Source organism: Kitasatospora fiedleri (assembly GCF_948472415.1).
Taxonomy (GTDB): Bacteria; Actinomycetota; Actinomycetes; order Streptomycetales; family Streptomycetaceae; genus Kitasatospora; species Kitasatospora fiedleri.
Genome location: NZ_OX419519.1, coordinates 3,721,439 through 3,738,433, shown reverse-complemented (window position 1 = coordinate 3,738,433; position 16,995 = coordinate 3,721,439). Strand labels below are relative to the sequence as shown.

15 protein-coding genes and 1 tRNA gene are annotated in these 16,995 nt (G+C 69.5%); 7 read left to right on the top strand and 9 right to left on the bottom strand.

The genetic code is table 11. The annotated features are described in order from the left end of the window. Window positions 1-39 precede the first annotated feature (39 nt). Entirely contained in the window at window positions 40-696 is a 657-nt protein-coding gene (locus tag QMQ26_RS17310; protein ID WP_282206280.1) for a TetR/AcrR family transcriptional regulator, read from the bottom strand. A gap of 256 nt (window positions 697-952) precedes the next feature. Here QMQ26_RS17310 and QMQ26_RS17305 point away from each other — a divergent pair, with 256 nt between their 5' ends. After that, window positions 953-1,984 (top strand): medium chain dehydrogenase/reductase family protein, encoded by a 1,032-nt coding sequence (locus QMQ26_RS17305; protein ID WP_282206279.1) that lies wholly within the window; start codon window positions 953-955, stop codon window positions 1,982-1,984. Window positions 1,985-2,056: 72 nt separating this feature from the next. Here QMQ26_RS17305 and QMQ26_RS17300 read toward each other — a convergent pair whose 3' ends face one another. Beyond that, window positions 2,057-3,409: a purine-cytosine permease family protein gene (locus QMQ26_RS17300; RefSeq protein ID WP_282206278.1), complete on the bottom strand. Its 1,353-nt coding sequence runs from the start codon at window positions 3,407-3,409 to the stop codon at window positions 2,057-2,059. Window positions 3,410-3,818: 409 nt separating this feature from the next. Between QMQ26_RS17300 and QMQ26_RS17295 the strand changes: the two genes are divergently transcribed. Next, window positions 3,819-5,570 carry a S1C family serine protease gene (locus QMQ26_RS17295; protein WP_282206277.1) on the top strand — a complete coding sequence of 584 codons (1,752 nt, stop codon included), beginning with the start codon at window positions 3,819-3,821 and terminating at the stop codon, window positions 5,568-5,570. A 61-nt stretch (window positions 5,571-5,631) separates the two neighbouring features. Beyond that, window positions 5,632-5,717: transfer RNA gene (locus QMQ26_RS17290), tRNA-Ser, on the top strand. Between the two features lie 103 nt (window positions 5,718-5,820). Here QMQ26_RS17290 and QMQ26_RS17285 read toward each other — a convergent pair. Then, the gene (locus tag QMQ26_RS17285) at window positions 5,821-6,444 is read right to left on the bottom strand and encodes a site-specific integrase (protein WP_282206276.1); all 624 of its coding nucleotides are present in this window, start codon (window positions 6,442-6,444) and stop codon (window positions 5,821-5,823) included. A 240-nt stretch (window positions 6,445-6,684) separates the two neighbouring features. Between QMQ26_RS17285 and QMQ26_RS17280 the strand changes: the two genes are divergently transcribed. Continuing rightward, complete coding sequence (locus QMQ26_RS17280) at window positions 6,685-7,197, top strand: hypothetical protein (RefSeq protein WP_282206275.1); 513 nt, start codon at window positions 6,685-6,687, stop codon at window positions 7,195-7,197. Beyond that, window positions 7,194-7,883, top strand: a complete 690-nt coding sequence (locus tag QMQ26_RS17275) for an HAD family hydrolase (protein WP_282206274.1) — start codon at window positions 7,194-7,196, stop codon at window positions 7,881-7,883. The genes QMQ26_RS17280 and QMQ26_RS17275 overlap by 4 nt, the downstream gene beginning before the upstream one ends. Before the next feature lie 283 nt (window positions 7,884-8,166). On the opposite strand, the gene QMQ26_RS17270 is transcribed toward QMQ26_RS17275, so the two are convergent. The 6 genes from QMQ26_RS17270 to QMQ26_RS17250 form a co-directional block, all read right to left on the bottom strand. Further along, window positions 8,167-9,168, bottom strand: a complete 1,002-nt coding sequence (locus tag QMQ26_RS17270) for a hypothetical protein (protein ID WP_282206273.1) — start codon at window positions 9,166-9,168, stop codon at window positions 8,167-8,169. Between the two features lie 709 nt (window positions 9,169-9,877). Next, on the bottom strand, window positions 9,878-10,600 hold the full coding sequence (locus QMQ26_RS38300; RefSeq protein WP_404814138.1) for a TIGR04255 family protein: 723 nt from the start codon (window positions 10,598-10,600) through the stop codon (window positions 9,878-9,880). Between the two features lie 479 nt (window positions 10,601-11,079). Beyond that, on the bottom strand, window positions 11,080-12,285 hold the full coding sequence (locus QMQ26_RS17265) for a response regulator (protein ID WP_282206272.1): 1,206 nt from the start codon (window positions 12,283-12,285) through the stop codon (window positions 11,080-11,082). Between the two features lie 162 nt (window positions 12,286-12,447). Beyond that, window positions 12,448-13,146 carry a helix-turn-helix domain-containing protein gene (locus tag QMQ26_RS17260; RefSeq protein ID WP_282206271.1) on the bottom strand — a complete coding sequence of 233 codons (699 nt, stop codon included), beginning with the start codon at window positions 13,144-13,146 and terminating at the stop codon, window positions 12,448-12,450. Window positions 13,147-13,150: 4 nt separating this feature from the next. Further along, window positions 13,151-13,315 carry a hypothetical protein gene (locus QMQ26_RS17255; RefSeq protein WP_282206270.1) on the bottom strand — a complete coding sequence of 55 codons (165 nt, stop codon included), beginning with the start codon at window positions 13,313-13,315 and terminating at the stop codon, window positions 13,151-13,153. Window positions 13,316-14,244: 929 nt separating this feature from the next. Next, the gene (locus QMQ26_RS17250) at window positions 14,245-14,466 is read right to left on the bottom strand and encodes a hypothetical protein (protein WP_159073139.1); all 222 of its coding nucleotides are present in this window, start codon (window positions 14,464-14,466) and stop codon (window positions 14,245-14,247) included. 81 nt (window positions 14,467-14,547) lie between these two features. Between QMQ26_RS17250 and QMQ26_RS17245 the strand changes: the two genes are divergently transcribed. After that, a complete protein-coding gene (locus tag QMQ26_RS17245) occupies window positions 14,548-15,948 on the top strand; it encodes an FAD-binding oxidoreductase (RefSeq protein WP_404814137.1) in 1,401 nt (466 codons plus the stop codon). 587 nt (window positions 15,949-16,535) lie between these two features. Continuing rightward, window positions 16,536-16,868 (top strand): hypothetical protein, encoded by a 333-nt coding sequence (locus tag QMQ26_RS17240; RefSeq protein ID WP_282206269.1) that lies wholly within the window; start codon window positions 16,536-16,538, stop codon window positions 16,866-16,868. Window positions 16,869-16,995: the final 127 nt, after the last annotated feature.

Sequence of the window (16,995 nt, the reverse complement as noted above, 5' to 3'; positions counted from 1 at the left end):
GGACGGTGCAGGGGTGGGGGCGTGCGGGGGCCGGGCGGGTCAGCGCGGTCCGGCGAGGGTCTCCGCCTCGGCGGTGTAGAGCAGTTCGGCGTCGAGCTCCATGCCGGTGAAGTGGCCGGCCAGCTCCAGCGAGAGCACGCCGTGCAGCCTGGTCCAGAACACCAGCGCCCGGCGCAGCGCGTGGGACGGGGCCGGGTGGTCGCCGGCCCAGGCGTGGTGGTGCGCCAGGTGCGTGTAGAGGCGGGCGTCGGCCTGGCTCGGATCGACCGCCGGGGTCTGGTGCCGGACGGCGGCGTCCAGCAGCGCGGTCATGATCGAGGAGGCGATGGCGGTGGTCTCCGACGGCGCGTGGTAGCCGGGGACGGGGGTGCCGTACAGCAGGAAGTAGCGCTGCGGGTCGGCCAGCGCCCACCGCCGCAGGGCGCCCGCCAGCTCGGGCAGGTCGGCACCCGCCTCGGCCGGCCCGCGCAGGGCCTGTTCGAGGCTGCGGTAGGCGTCGGTGATCAGCTCGGTGATCAGCTCGTCGCGGTTGGCGAAGTAGCGGTAGAGCGCCGGTCCGCTCATGCCCATCCGCTTGGCGATCGCGTTCAGCGAGAGCGCGGAGGCGCCGGCCTCGGCGATCTGCGCGCGGGCGTGCCGCTTGACCTCCTCGCGGACCTGGGCGCGGTAGCGCTCCCGGGGGGTGCCGGTCTCCATGGGGTTCCTCTCGTTCGGTGGGCGGTGGCTGGGGCGTACGTTCCGCGTCCCTCGTTCGGCGCTCCGTGCTCAGTGCTCAGTGCTCTGTGCTCCACGCCCAGCGCACCGACCCCGTGTTCTGCGGCTGGGTTTCACCCTGTCCGTTTGGTTAGACCCTATCGCGTTCGCTGTTGACTCTCGCGGAAGCATAGTGCTACAACGTTTGTTGTTAGAACCTGTAACTCTAGTAACTGCCACTATCGGAAGTGAGACCACCATGCGAAGCGAACAGCTCGTAGAGATCGTCCTGCCCGGCGTCGTCGAGCCGGAGGGCCTGGAGGTCCGCCGCTCCGCGCTGCCGGAGCCCGGCCCCGGGCAGGTGCTGGTCGCGGTCGAAGCCACCGGCGTGTCCTTCGCCGAGCAGCAGATGCGCCGCGGCCGCTACTACGACCAGCCGCCGTTCCCCTTCGTCCCGGGCTACGACCTGGTCGGCACGGTGGCGGCCACCGGGCCCGGCACCGACCCGGGGCTGGTCGGCCGCCGGGTCGCGGCCCTGGTCAAGACCGGCGGCTGGGCCAGCCACGTCCTGCTCGACCCGGCCGACACCGTCGACGTCCCGGCCGGCCTGGAGCCCGCCGAGGCCGAGACCGCGGTCGTCAACGGCATCACCGCCTGGCAGCTGCTGCACCGCCACGCCCGGGTCCGCTCCGGGCAGACCGTCCTCGTGCACGGCGCGGGCGGCGGCGTCGGCCAGCTACTGGCCCAACTCGCGCTGGCCGCCGGGGCCCGGGTGATCGGCACCGCCTCCGTCCGGCACCACGACGCGCTGCGCGCCCTGGGCGTCACCCCCGTCGACTACCGCACCGGCGACGTCCCGGCCCAGGTCCGCCGCCTCGCCCCCGGCGGGGTCGACGCCGTCTTCGACCACGTCGGCGGCCGCAGCGTCCTCGACTCGTGGCGGCTGCTCGCCCCCGGCGGCACCCTGGTGGCCTACGGCAGCGCCGCCACCCGCGACGACACCGGCTCCAAGCAGTGGCCGGTGATCAAGGTCCTCGCCCGCACCTGGTGGTGGAACGCCCTGCCGAACGGCCGCCGCGCGCACTTCTACAACATCTGGGCCGGCCGCTCCCTGCGCCCCGCCCGCTTCCGGGCCCGGCTGCGCGCCGACCTCACCGCCGTCCTGGACGCCCTGCGGCGCGGCGACCTCACCGCGCCGCTCGCCGCCCGCCTCCCGCTCACCGCCGCCGCCGAGGCCCTGCGCCTGGCCGAGTCCGGCACCGTCACCGGCAAGGTGGTGCTGGTCCCCTGACCGCTCCCGGACGCACCACGCCGCCCCGGCCCCGGCAGGTCCGGCCCGGTCCCGGCAGGTCCGGCCCGGGCGTCAGCCCCGCGGCTCCGCCGCCGCCCGCGGGCGCTCCAGCGCGGTCACCGCGAGGGTGGCCAGCGCCGCCACCAGGAAGGAGAACAGCGAGGCCGAGGACCACGCCGCCGGGGTGAAGTGCACCAACTGCTGGAGGTCCTCCCACCGGCCGGTCCACCAGCCGCCGATCTTCGACGGGGCCAGGAACTGGTACACCGCGAAGCCCACCACCCACGGCAGCAGCATCACCCAGCGCGCCGGGGCGTCCTGCGCCGTGTTCCAGCCGCGTCGGCCCGCGCCCAGGAAGTAGTCCACCGCCAGCACCGCGAACAGCGGCACGAACACCGAGCCGATCAGGCCCAGGAACCCGTAGTACGAGTCGGTGAACTCCTTGATCCGCAGCGCCAGCACCGTCACCAGCACGCCGATCCCGCCGGTCAGCACCCGGCGGTCCACCCGCGGCCACAGGTTGTGGATCGACATCGCCGTCGAGTACACGTTCGCGAACGACTGGTCGGTCTCCCGCAGCACCAGCACCAGCAGGAACGCCCAGCCCGCCGCCACGCCGGTGAACGACTCGAAGATCCGGTTCGCGTCGCCGCCGGACTGCAGCAGCGCCACCACGCCCAGCACGTAGCACCAGACCTGGGCCACCGTGTAGCCGGAGAACGTCCCCCAGAACGCCTTCGCCGAGCTGCGCGCGTGCCGGGTGTAGTCCGCGGCCAGCGGCACGAAGGAGATCGACACCGCGATCACCGCGTCCGTCGCGCCCAGGAAGCCGTCCCAGTTGCCCGCGCCCGGGTCCGGGAAGCCCGTCCGGGCGAACTGCACCGTGAAGTAGACCATCGCCACGCCCACCGCGACCGCCACGTACTTGCGCAGCACCGCGATCGCGCCCAGCGGCCAGATCGTCAGCACCGTGGTCAGCACGCCCGCCAGCAGCACGAACAGCCAGCGCCAGCCCTCGGTGCCGGAGACGGTCTGCGCGCCCCAGGCGATCACCGTCAGCTCGTACACGCCCCAGCCGACGCACTGCACGATGTTCAGCACCGTCGGCACGTACGACAGCCGGGTGCCGAACAGCCCGCGCAGCACCGCCATCGCCGGGGCACCCGTCCGGGCGCCCACCAGGGCGGCCACCGCCAGCATCGCGGTGCCGATCGTGGTGCCCGCGAGGATCGCCGTCACTGCGGCGGTGAAGCCCAGCTGGTGGCCCGGCTCGCCGAGCACGGTCGCGGCGCTGGTGAAGCCGATCAGACTGACCCCGAGGTTGGCCCACAGCGCGAACAGCGCCCGGAAGTCCAGGGTGCGCGGCGGAGCGGTGTCGAGGGTGAGCGGGGCCTCGGACCGCGCCTCGGCGGCACGGTCGGACATCTGGGCAGACGGAACAGCCGTCATGGCCGATACTCCCTACGCCGGCATTACCCGGACAGGTTCCGGCGGTCAGCGCCCCCTCGCCCGTGGTGGCGTCACCGCCATGCCCTACGGTCGAACCGGCGCACTCTCAGCCTGGCTGGTCCAAGCTCCCGCGACGTTCTTCGGTTTACAGGAGCGACAGGCTAGCCTCCGGGCGAGGGAACGCCAAGACCGGGGGGACGGGCGTCCGCATCGCGGGACCATTGATGTGCATGTCAGAGCCGCCTAAGGCTTCTCATCATTTCTTCAGGGGCCCGCTTACGGTGTCCGAATCCGGTATAGGAAAAACTGTGCACCGAGGTTGCGAGCCGTGCCCCCAGCGCCGCGGTTCGCGACCGAAGGTTCTGTTCAGCGATGGAGGTCGTCCGTGAGCACCGAGCACGCGAGTGGTACCACCCCGCCGGAGAAGGCCGCCGAGCCCGCCGGCACCGAGGCGGTGGCCGCCGGCTCCGGTACGCCCGCCCCCGCACCCGCCCCCGCACCCGCCCCCGCCTACCTGGACGCCCCGCCGCCGGTGCTGCCCCAGGCCCCGGCCCCGGGCCAGGCCCCGGCTCCCGCCCCGGCCGAGCAGACCATCCAGCTCGGCAAGGTGCCCGACGCGCCGCGGACCGCCGCCCCGGCCGCGCCCGCCGCGCCCGCCGCGCCCGCCGTCCCGGTGGACGCGCCGCCGCCGTTCCAGAACCCGTACGGGTCGGTCGCCGAGCCGGTCAACCCGTACGGCCGGCCGGACGAGGCGCAGACCGCGGTCAACCCGGCCGTCGCCCCCGTGCCGCTGCTCCAGGAGGCACCGGGTGCCCCGGGTGCCCCGGGTGCCCCGGGTGGCCCGGGCACGCCCGGTGACCCCGGCGCGCCGCAGCACTCGCAGCACCCGTTCGGCGCCGGCCACCCGGTCGGCGGCTGGGGCCACCCGTCCGGCGGCGACACCGCGGGCGGCGCGGGCGGGCCCGGCGCGCCGTGGGGGGCGCCGCAGCCCGGCGCCGGAGGCCCCGGCAAGCGCAAGCGCGGTTCGCTGATCGCCCTGGTCGCGGCCGTCGCCCTGGTGGCGGGCCTGGCGGGCGGCGCGATCGGCGCGTCCGTCGCCGACAACGGCAAGAACGGCGGCGGCTCCAGCGCCAGCCGCAACAGCACCACCGTGGCGGTCGGCAACACCCACCAGAACCTCGACCGGGCCCCCGACTCGGTCGCCGGGATCGCCGCGAAGGCGCTGCCGTCCACCGTCACCATCAAGGCCGAGGGCTCCAGCGAGTCCGGCACCGGCACCGGTTTCGTCTTCGACACCGAGGGCCACATCCTGACCAACAACCACGTGGTCGCCCCCGCCGCCAGCGGCGGCAAGCTCACCGTCAAGTTCTCCGACGGCTCCTCGTACAGCGCCTCGGTGGTCGGCCGCGCCGAGGGCTACGACGTCGCGGTGGTCCGGCTCGACAACCCGCCGACCGACAAGCTCACCCCGCTGCCGCTCGGCGACTCCGACAAGGTCGCCATCGGCGACGCCACCATCGCCATCGGCGCCCCCTACGGCCTGGAGGGCACCGTCACCACCGGCATCATCTCGGCCAAGGACCGCCCGGTGGCCTCCGGCGACGAGACCGGCGCCCAGGCGTCCTACATGAACGCCCTGCAGACCGACGCCTCGATCAACCCGGGCAACTCCGGCGGCCCGCTGCTCGACGCCTCCGGCTCGGTGATCGGCATCAACTCGGCGATCCAGTCCAACACCAGCGGCAACGGCCGGGCCGGCTCCATCGGCCTCGGCTTCGCCATCCCGATCAACCAGGCCAAGTGGGTCGCCCAGACCCTGATCAAGGACGGCACCCCCGTCTACGCGATCCTCGGCGTCCTGCGCAACGACTCCTACACCGGCGACGGCGCCCAGATCGCCACCGCCGCCGTCCAGGGCACCCCCGCCGTCACCCCCGGCGGCCCCGCCGACCAGGCCGGCCTCAAGGCGGGCGACGTCATCACCAAGCTCGGCGGCATCGCCATCGACAGCGGCCCGACCCTGGTCAGCGAAATCTGGACGCACAAGCCCGGCGAGAAGGTCGAGGTCGAGTACAAGCGCGACGGCAAGGCCGCCAAGACCACCGTCACCCTCGGCGAACGCAAGGGCGACAACTGACCCCCACCCCGAAACGGGGTGCACCCCACCGGCCCCGACCCGTTAGGCTGGCCTCCGCCGAGGAGGGTTGCCCGAGCGGCCTAAGGGACCAGTCTTGAAAACTGTCGTGGCTTCGCGCCACCGTGGGTTCAAATCCCACACCCTCCGCGCAGGTGGGTAAACCCCCAGCTCAGGGCGGGTACCGGAACTTCTCCGGTACCCGCCCTGAGTCGTTCCGTGCCAGCCTGTCCCGCCGCTGTGCCGCCTCCGGTCAGCCTTCGTGGGCCAGCCGTGGGCCGGATTCGAGCCCGTACTCGGTGCTCAGGAACTTCTTGATCAGCTCGTTGGCCTGCTCCCGCCGGCCGTTGAGCACCTTGGCGTAGAAGTGGAACAGCACCGCCACGCTGTGCCCGGCCCGGTACGCCACCTCGGCCGGGTCGACCCCGGAGACGATCCAGCCCGACACGCACGTCGCCCGCAGCTTGCCCGCGGTCTCGGCGAGCGGGGTGTCCACCTGCTGCGGCGTCAGGACCAACTCCCGGGCTTCCTTCCATACGTCCGAGTACTCCTTGGTGGACACCAGCCCGTCGGTCGCCGACTGGAACAGCCGCCCGTCCAGCCCGAGCCCGAACTCCTCGATGTGCGCGCGCAGCCGCTGCACGTAGATCGGCGGGATCGGCACCGTCCGGGTGGAGTTCCGGGCCCGGTGCTTCAACCCGCGCTCCCCGTACGTCTTGCCGTCGTCCGTCCACCGCGAACCGACCCGCGGCGAGGTCTTCGCCAGCACGGCCGACCCCCACCCGTCGGCCGGCAGGTAGCAGTCCTCCTTGCGCAGGTTCACCGCCTCGGACGGACGGGTGGCGATCCAGTTGATGGCTCCGTACAGCGTCGACATGTGCCTGCCGCGGACGCCGAGCGTGGCGACGGCGTCGACTTGGGCTAGCCCGCGGCACCGTCGACAAGGCTCTCGACCTGCTCAGGCAGGAAGGGCTCATCGTCACCCGGCAGAGCAGCGGCTCGTTCGTCAGGGAGCGGACGTCCCTCCCGGTCGGCCTCCGGCCGCACCTCGAAGCCGCCTTCGAGCAGAAGCACATCATGCTCGACTTCGCTGGCTTCTCCAGCGAGACTTTGCACAATGCCCTGGTCGAACCCGCTCTATAAGGTCCGGAGCGGCCGGCTCGCGCCCGAATTCATCGCGGTGCGCCTGCTACTGCCCGACACCTCCGCCCCGATGGCCGTCCCGGTGCTGGTCGACGGCCTCCAGGACGAGGCGGCCCTCCGCGAGCGGGCCCGGGACATCGCCCTCACCAACGCGAAGGGCATCGCTCACTCCGTCGAGGTACTGGCGGAACTCGGCCTCGTCCAGTCCGCCAGCGTCGAGGTCAAGGTGCACAGGGCGTCGAGCCTGTTCAAGCTCTACATCCTGAACCGGGCCGAGGCGTTCTTTGGCTTCTACCCGCTGCGCGAGCGGACCGTGGCGATCAGTGGCGACTCGCACACGTTCTTCGACGTCACGGGGAAGGACACCACCCTCTTCCACCACGCCATGGGCCCCGACGGCTCGTCGCTCGGGTCCCAGTACGTCCAGCAGGCCCAGACCTGGTTCGACAGCGTCTGGTCCACGATCGCGTACGAGCGTCAGCCGTGACAGAGACGAACGCATCCCTTGCGGACCTGCTCCGCCCGGTCAAGCACGTGCTGCTCGACTTCGACGGCCCGGTCTGCTCCGTGTTCGCGGGCTGCCCCGCGCCCGACGTGGCACAGAGCCTCCAGGAAGGGCTGGAGGTTCTCGGGTGGAAGATGCCGGAACAAGGTCAGGTCGAGACCGATCCGCTGGCCCTGCTCCGCCTGGTCGCGGAGCACCGCCCGGATCTTGTCTCGCCCGCCGACCGGCGACTTGAGCTGCTCGAAACTGGGGCCGTGCAGTCCGGCCGGCCGAACCCCGGTGGCGAGGCAGTACTCCGGGCCTGCGCCGAGTCCGGACGAGCGGTCTCGATCGTCAGCAACAATGCGACCGCGGCGATTGAGTCCTACCTTGCCGCGCATGACCTCACGCGATACGTCACGCGGACGGTCGGTCGCACACCGGGCGATCCGGCATCGATGAAGCCAAGTCCACGGCTCCTTCTCGAAGCCATGAGTGGCAGCGAGGCCCAAGACTTTATCTTCGTGGGTGACGCGACGCGCGACGTCGAAGCCGGGCTAGCGGCGGGAGTCGGCACCATCGGCTACGCCAATAAGCCTGGCAAGCGCGAACGGCTCGAAGCCGCTGGTGCGTTCGCGGTGGTCGATTCCATGGACTTCATCGCGAGTGTCCTGAGCGCCGGAGCGTAGAAGGAACGGGATCGTCAGCGCTGCGGATTGTACAAACGCTTAGCCCATGGGCAGCGAGGATGTTACAACTTTCGCTACCTCATCAAGGCGCACGGCATGCCAGCGCACGGGCCTAGCCGCTCGCCGACGGCTCCTGCCTTCACCCCGCTCCTCTGTCGTCTGTCCACGTTTGCGGACAGACGACAGAGGAGAATCGAGCCCAGAACCCCGCCGAGACTGTCGGCGCGGCTTTACAAGTTTACCCACTTGCTATTACCGCCTCTCGCGTCGAGCAAGAGTCTTACTAGATCGGCAGGGGCAGCGAAAGATGATCAAGATCGATTTCTTCTGTGCGCCTAAGTCGAGAATAGGGAAATTCGTCAGCGCTTAGAATATCTGCGCTAAATTCACCGCCATCGACGGCGGAAAGTACTTCAGGATCTGATCCGGCGGGCGGGATGCAAAGATTGGCCCAAGCATCCGCGAGAGCGCTCCATAGCCACCACCTGGAGTCAGGGTCGATGGCGTCGCCACCTTTCATCAACCGCTCAGCGATCTCGCCATGCTTACGCTTCAGGGCGATCTCACCGACGGCCCCGTGGAGCCAAATGTCAAGTTCTTTGCTGAGCTTAGGCTCGTAGTCGGATGGGAAAGTCGGAAATACTCTGGGCTCCAATACGATGCATAGAGTAATTTCAAAGGGTGGTTCAATCCACCCATTAAACGATTCGAGCCTAAGGGTGGCTACTCGATCCAAGGCCCATCCGGCAGGGCTGGCAGCCTTTCCGTGTCGACTCTCAACAATTGCCCTAAGAGGGCGAATCCATGGCACCACGGAGTCTGGAAAAGCGAACCTGCTAAATCGCCTACCGATACGCTGTCCAAATTTCCTGACGTCTTCATCAGACTTTACGCCGGAAGTTTTGGGGAGGTCAGTAATGGCACCTTTCCTGAGCGTTCCAATAAACGTCAGGTCCGCAAAGGCATGCTCTCCCAATTCGGGAATATGGACCAAACTAGGCTGCCTCCCACTCCGCGCCAACTTGGCAGCCCCCTCAGACAAGTGGGCAACGGGAGCCAGGTGGACTGTAGGACGGTCCGTTAGCACGAGGTCGCAAGTCTGCGTCAAGATCACGGCGCCATGCGGAGTTTCAATGGAGGTGATTTGACCGGAATCTTCCATTACTGGCAGCGCAGGCAAGCTCACTACATCACCTTGTGAGTATCCGCTCAGGTCGGGAACATGCCTTGCATCCGCATCGTTTTCCGGCGCGTTGTCCACACCCTTGCTGGCTTGTGTGGTCATGCGCGGCCCGCCTCCTAGTCAGCTTGAGCGCCTCCGAGCAGCTCTGCCGGATTGTATCCGACTCCAACGACAGGGGCGGCAGAGCTACGATGCTTCGCCTGAAATGCCTCGATAGGGCTCGGTCCGTCCTGTCCGATCCCCAACAGCCATCCGCGGGTTGCTTCGGGGGTGCGGCTTGGTGCGCTCCTGACAATCTGGGAAAACTCCCGAAGGGCCTCTAGATGGCGTCCATTGATTCGAGCGCCAGACGCCCATGAATGAACGGAACGGCGGCTAACGCCGAGCGCCTTACCCAATTGCTCCCAGGTTAGGCCGCTCTGACCGTGGATTTCACGCATGAGGTCCGCAGCGTCAGCAGTAGGGTTTGCCGGCGCAACTGTCGTACTTGTTGTCAGCGAACTGCCTTCAACGATAACAACAGGAACCGTTGTCTGATCAATAATAGAGGCAGCATTAATTGCCGGGCTGCCAATAAAGGTCGACGTAGTGATAGAGGCGGCCAGAAGCAACCCTGGAACCCAAACCCGACTTGCTGGCGGTGAATGTTTCATCTGGGGAACTTCGATTGCCATGACCGGGCCATCAATAATGGTCACGATATCCCCCTAATTCTTCTTGGCGCCAAACCGGTCCAGGAAATCCGGAGTGACCGCCCAGCGGAAGAAACGATAAGCGCGTTCCCAGAGAGCTAGTAGCTCAGTTTCGATATCTACAGAGGCAGGAGAAATTTTGGCGTCCTGCTTAAAGGAGTCCATATCAAAAACCCATGAGCGCTCAGGGACAAGCTGAAGGGTCGGATCAAACCCAGCGTTTGGAGGGAGTTCCCCCATTGAACAAGGAGGCCACTCCCGGGCCCGACTGTAAAAGCAGCCTGCGAGAGTAGGTGATCAAGCGATCCGCCCGAACCGAACTTGAATCCAGAGATTCCGAGGATTTCTGGGCGCACGAGATTGGGGAGGTCGGCGAGCGATGAATCGCCGATAATTTGATTAGTGAATCGGAAGCCAATTCGTGAATAGCTTGGCACTCGGGCCACCCTCTGCAAGGCGGCCGCGACTTTAGATAGCTCCCCGATGAACTTATCTCGACTCAGGTACTTTGAAGTCTCCAAGGAGATGGAGCCATTTATAAGGGTGACTGTCTTCAGTCTGTCGGCCGAGCGGAGGCGCCACACGGGAGTTTGCGTAGCCTGAGGAGCGACACTTCCGCCGCCAACAAGCATATTGAACTCAACGGCTCTCTCCATGTAGGGGTAGTTGTCGCTGAGGCACGTTGCAAACTCATCTGCCGCGTTATTTGAGGTGAGGATTGAAAGCTGATCAAACCTCAACTGGCACAACACTCTTACCAATGGCGCGGCCTGGAGAGGGATGTCATCGCAAGGCTCATCCCCAAACGGACTGCTCAGCTGCTGTACTCCCTCGGTACCCATGCTTCACACTCTACTTCACACTCGCGGCCTTCGTCACGGGGGTTGGTGGCGTTAGTCGCCCGCTCGGGTGTACCATACGCCCCTTTAGTCTCACCCTGTGTCCAGGTTTACGAGGTAGCGCGGCCGGCCCTAGGCCATGGGGATCTCTCTGGCCCTCCGAGTTGCTTCGGGACGAAGAGGACGCAGACGCCGACTGGAGCCTCGCTCTGGCGAGCGAGGCTTGGGCTCTTGGAACATATGTGGAACGTGTGTCTGCTCCTCTTGTCCCGGCAACGCTCTTGCGCTGCTCAGAAGGGTGTAGCGCAACGCTGTCCGGACGTTCTTGAAAACTGTCGTGGCTTCGCGCCACCGTGGGTTCAAATCCCACACCCTCCGCTGCGGTGGATGACATACCGGCCCGGGGCGGGTACTAACGGACAGTCGGTACCCGCCCCGGCGTGTTTTCCGAGTCCGACCTGGCTGGTACGCGCGGGTGGGGGTCAGTCGCGGGGGGCCGCGTAGAGGCGGCGTTCCAGGAAGAGCTCGACGAACACGGCGACCTTGGCGCGCAGGGCCCAGGGGTCGAAGGGCTTGACGATGAAGTCGACGGCGCCGGCCGCGTAGCCGCGCATCGAGTACTCGGGGTCGTTGCCGACGGCGGTGAGGAAGATGATCGGGATGTCGCGGGTGCGGGCGCGGCGCTTGATGTGGGCGGCGGTCTCGTAGCCGTCCATGCCGGGCATCTGGACGTCGAGGATGATCACCGCGAAGTCCGAGACGTCGGTCTCCAGCAGGGCCTTGAGAGCCTCGGGGCCGGAGGAGACGGAGACCACCTGGTGCCCGGAGGTGCCGAGGACGGCTTCCAGGGCGAGCAGGTTGGGGCGTTTGTCGTCGACCAGCAGGACCTTCGGGGGCGGGGTGGTGGTGCCGGACAGCGGCGGGGCGGTGTGCGGCTCGACCAGGGTGACCAGTTCGGGGCCGGGCAGGGCGGCCCCGCGCTGGGTGTCGACCACGGCGAGTTGGCGCTCCAGCAGGTCGCAGCGCATCTCGGCGAACGCGACCTGGGCCCTGGCCTCCTCCAATTGGCTGATCAAGTCGGCTACTTGGGCGACGAGCAGGTCGCGCTCGGCCAGCAGGTCGCGCTCGGTGACCAGGCCGTGCTCGGTCAGCAGGCCGTGCTCGGCCAGGACGTCGCGCTCGGCGGGGAGGTCCCGTTCGGCGGGGAGCGCGGTCGGGCCGCCGTCCGCGCGGTGGTCGGCCTCCAGGCGTTTCAGGCGCCGGTCCAGGTCGGCGAGCAGGCCGCGCTGGTCGTCCAGCGCGCTGTCCAGCCGTTCGCGGCGGGCGGAGGTGGAGCGGGCCCGGGCGTCGGCGGCCTTCAGTTGGTCCTCCAGTTGGTGCACGGCCTGGCTGATCGAGTCGGTGGTCCGGACGGCGGCCCGGCGCAGCAGGCGCAGCCGTTCGAGGGCCGCCGGTTCGATCCGGGTGCCGTGCTCCCGCTCGATCTCGCGGACCAGGTCGTCGATGAAGTCCTGCGGGGCGATCCGGGTGCCCGACAGGTAGCGCGAGAGCGTGCCGGGGCTGACGCAGCAGCGCACGGCACAGCGGCGCAGCGAGATCGAGAGCTGGGCGAACAGTTCGCGCAGCGCCTCCGCGAACTCCCGGCACTGCTTGTTGAGCTTGTCGTCCAGGGGCTGTAGATCGCCCATGTCTTCATTCCTCCGCACGGCCCGGGCCCGGTCGGTGCCGGGCCTGCCCGTGTTCTCCGACGTGCTCGTACCTGCTCTGCTCGGACGTACTGCGACGCGCTCGGACGCGCTCGGACGCGCTGTGCCGTGCTGCGACGCGCTGCTCCTGCGGCGGCGCCCCGGTCAGTCCGGCCGGGGCGAGCCGACGAGCGGGGCCGTCCCGTCCGCGGCGGCCAGGGGGCTCCGGCGGGCCGCGGGCGCCGGCCCCCTGGGGTGCGGGAAGCGGGCGTCCCGCGGCTCCGGGTGGATCACGGCCGAGCTGCGCGGGGTGTAGGCCCGGCTCCAGGCGCCGGCCCAGTGCACGGCGTCCGCCGCCGGGACGCCGCAGGCCCGGACGAAGGCGTCCAGCAGCACGGGGGACGGGGGCATCTCCCGGCGGAGCACCAGGTTGAGCGTGCTGCGCGGGAGCTGGCCGAGCCCGCCGGCCCGCTTCTCCAGCTGGCGCAGGGACGGGCGTCCGATCCGGCGGTGCAGGTGCACCATCGCGGCCCACAACTCGCTCGGGGTGTCGACCAGTCTGATGTCACGGGGCCGGTCCACCGGCGGCGGCGCCTCGGCCTGGCGGGCGGCCCGCCAGCGGGTCCGGACCGCCGCCAGCTCCTTCTTGTCGGCGCCGCACCCGCGGACGTACGCCTCCACCACCTCCAGCGGCGGCACCGCTTCGCCGCTCGCGGCCCGGGAGAGCCGGGAGGCGGTCAGCCCGGTGGCCGCGCCCAGCTGGGAGTAGGTGAGGCCCGCGCGCCGGCGCAGTTGGCGCAGGTACTGCGCCAGCGCCGCGGACTCCTTCGTACGTTCGGTGACGGGCCGCTCGGGGCGTCCCACCGGATCAGCCCTCCAACGCGACCAGACGCGGGCGCCGACCGGCCCGCACCGAGACGATGACGCCCGTCGAGACGGTGCCGACGCCGCCGAGCAGGGCCAGCACGCTCTCGGCGGCGGCACCCGAGCGGACGAGGACGACGACGGCCACGGTCAGCACGATGACGATCACCGCTTCGACCCCGGAGATCCCGGAGCCGCCGAAGGAGCCGGAGCCACGGAAACCACCGGAGCCGCCGGACGAACCGGCTCTGCCGGAACCGCCGGGACTTCCGAAACCGGCGACGGGCCGGGCGCCGGTCCCCACGCAGGCGGTGACGGCGGGAATGCGCTGGTGCAAGGGGTTCTCTCCTAGCCGAAAGGGGCGGACTCCACCGGGACCTCGCGGTCCGGGCCGCAGTCGATCGACCGGGAGTTTGCCGACTCCCGATTCGGCGGCGGATGAATCATCCCACCCCGTCCGGTGGTCGCCCGGACGGCCGATGGTTGTCAACTCGCTTTTGTTGCAAGGCCGTCCAGTCGGCAGGCAGCCTGAGGATCGGGTTTCGACCGGATCGCCGGGGCGGAAACACCGGGTGCCGCCGGGGTGCCACCCCGGGCGGAAAGGGCGGCATGTTCATTCACTGAATGTCCTGACCAGGCACGATTCGCGTCCCGGCTGTACACCCGAGCCCGAAGGGGGAGGAACATTAGCATTTTGAACCATCAGATACACACTGCCCGCCGGTTGATGCGGACTTGTCCAGATCCCGATTGCAGGTGGCCAGCGTCGCATGTGAGTCTTCCCCCGCACGGTGTTGCCATTGCGCAACACTGGACATTCCCTAGGCGTACGCGGACTCCACCGACACCTCCGGGGACTGCGAGCGGACGGCGTTGCCGCGCCCCCGCTCGCCGCAGGTGGTGTGCCGCCAGGTGCGCCACCTGCCGCCTTTTCCGGCCGACCACGCGGCCCCTCCCGAACCGCCCCGCCCGGACGCCCGCCGGTACGGCAGGTGACCGGCCCGGCCCGGTGTTCCCGGGAACGCCCTACGGCAACACGACCCGTCCCCCCGGCACGACCCGCCCGCCGCCCGGGGGCCGCCCGGAGGCCGCCCGGGGTCAGAACAGCGTCGGCGGCTCGTCCGGGACGGGGAGGCCGGGGAGCGCGTCCTGCCACCGGGTGGCCTCGCTGAGCGGGAGCTGGCGCATGCTGCCGGTGCAGAGGCTGAGCGAGCGGCGGTCGCGCTTGTGGTCGTGGATGACGCCGTAACCGGTACGGCGGGTGGGCATCAGGGCGACCGGTCGGTCGCAGTCGGGGCACTGGATCCGTGGTGCGCGCATGGGTACCAGGGTGCCGGAGCCGACCGACAGCGCGACAGGGGGCGGCGGGGGCGGTTGTCCGGCCGGGGCCGGGGGAGTGGGATGGGCGTGTGGACGAGGCGAGTGGAGGTCTTTGCCGTGAGTGAGTTGGTCGAACGGCTGCGCGCGGGGCTGCCGGACGGTGCGGTGGCGGTGGATCCGGACGTGACGGCCGCGTACGCGCGGGACATGGCCGGGTTCTGCGCGGCGGGTGAACCGGCGGTGCTGGTGTTCCCGGAGACGGTCGAGCAGGTGCGGTTCGTGCTGCGGACGGCGACCGAGCTGCGGGTCCCGGTGGTGCCGCAGGGTGCCCGGACGGGACTGTCGGGCGGGGCGAACGCGGTGGACGGCTGCATCCTGCTGTCGCTGACCAGGATGAACCGGATCCTGCACCTCGACGCGGTCGACCGGATCGCCGTGGTGCAGCCGGGCGTGGTCAACGCCGAGCTGTCCCGCGCCGCCGAGGCCCTGGGCCTGTCCTACCCGCCGGACCCGTCGAGCTGGGAGTCCTGCACCATCGGCGGCAACATCGGCACCGGCGCCGGCGGCCTGTGTTGCGTGAAGTACGGGGTGACCAGCGAGTACGTGCTCGGCCTGGACGTGGTGCTGGCGGACGGGCGGCTGCTGCGGACGGGGCGGCGCACCGCCAAGGGCGTCGCCGGGTACGACCTGACCCGGCTGCTGGTCGGCTCGGAGGGCACCCTGGGCGTGGTGGTCGAGGCGGTGCTGGCGCTGCGCCCCGCACCGGGGCCGCAGCTGGTGCTGGCCGCGGAGTTCGACTCGGTGGACGCCGCCGGACAGGCGGTGTGCGAGGTGATGGCGGCCGGACACGCGCCCTCGCTGATGGAGCTGATGGACGCCACCACCGTCCGAGCGGTCAACGAGATGGCGCGGATGGGTCTGCCGGAGTCGACCCGGGCCCTGCTGCTGGTCGCCTTCGACGGCCCGGACCAGCGCGAGCGGCTGGCCGAGGTCGAGTCGCTGTGCACCGCCGCCGGGGCCACCGGGGTGGTGCCGGCCGAGGACCGGGCGGAGTCCGAACTGCTGCTCCAGGCAAGGCGGTTGTCGCTGCCCGCGCTGGAGCGGATGGGCACCACGATGATCGACGACGTGGCGGTGCCGCGGAGCGCGCTGGCCGCCATGCTGAACGGCGTCGCCGAGATCGCCGACCGGCACCGGCTGACCATCGGCGTGGTCTCGCACGCGGGCGACGGCAACACCCACCCGGTGGTGATCTTCGACGCCAAGGACGAGGAGCAGACGGCCCGGGCCCGGAGCTCCTTCGACGAGATCATGGCGCTCGGCCTGGAACTGGGCGGGACGGTGACCGGCGAGCACGGCGTCGGCCTGCTGAAGCGCGAGTGGCTGGCCCGGGAGCTGGGCCCGGTCGGGCTGGAGCTGCAGCGCCAGATCAAGGCGGCGTTCGACCCGCTGGGCATCCTCAACCCGGGCAAGATGCTCTGACCCGTTCGGCCGCTCGGTCGTCCGCTCAGTCGTCCGTCCGTCCGGTCGCTCGGCCGTCCGTCCGGTCGGCCGGGTTCCGGCTTCGACTCCCGACCCCCAGCCGCAGAGGAAATTTCCCGATCATCACAAGATGATGGTCGGGAAATTCGCCTGCCATTTACCCGACCATCATAGTGTGGCATCCGGATGGTATGAGGAATTTCAGCAGTGGCTGAATATCGACTTTGTGCGGTCACGCGACCTCGGCGGGGCGTGGCCGGACCGTTCGTGCGCCCCGGGGCTCGCGCGACTCGCCGGAAACTGGCCGCCGCGCCCCCGCCCGGACGGCGGTACGGCTCCCGCCGTCCGGGCGAATTGCCATTTCACAGGCGGTGTGTCTGCCGACGAACCGATCGGATCGGGATTATGCGCCAATGCCGCCGCGTCACGCTAATGGGGGAAAAGGCTCAGTGGTGCTGGTGCTTTGTCGATTTGTTGCGGAAGTCTGTCCCTCGGCGTCGCAGCCCCCGGAGCCTCGTCTGGCCGCGAACTCCGGAACACCTTTTTCCAGCTCGCAATAACCCGCAAGAACCAACGGAGGGAATCCCATGGCGCGCTTCCGCACCACACGCCTGGCCGCGCTGGTCGCGTCCGTCCCGCTCGCAGCAGGTCTGCTGCTGGCCGGGGCGGGTGCCGCGGCGGCCGACAACGGTGCGGCTGCCGGCCACGGCTCGAACAGCGGCGTGGTCTCGGACTTCGGCAGCGGCAACATCTTCGGACCGGTCGACGGCAACTACAACTCCACCCAGCAGACGGCGACCGGTGCCGGTGCGTCGAACCAGAACAACACCCTCGGGGTGAAGGGGAACACCGGGGTCGTCTACGCCGACCAGTCCAACAAGAACTTCAACTTCGTCTTCGCGCCCGTCTACTCGTACTGACCTCCCGGCGGGAGGTGCGCACGGACCGGCGGGGGCGCCGGACCGGACGGAGCACGGACCGCCGGAGCACCCGGGAGTGGAAAGGGTCACCGCCTCGGGGCGTACAACGGACGACGATCGCAACCCC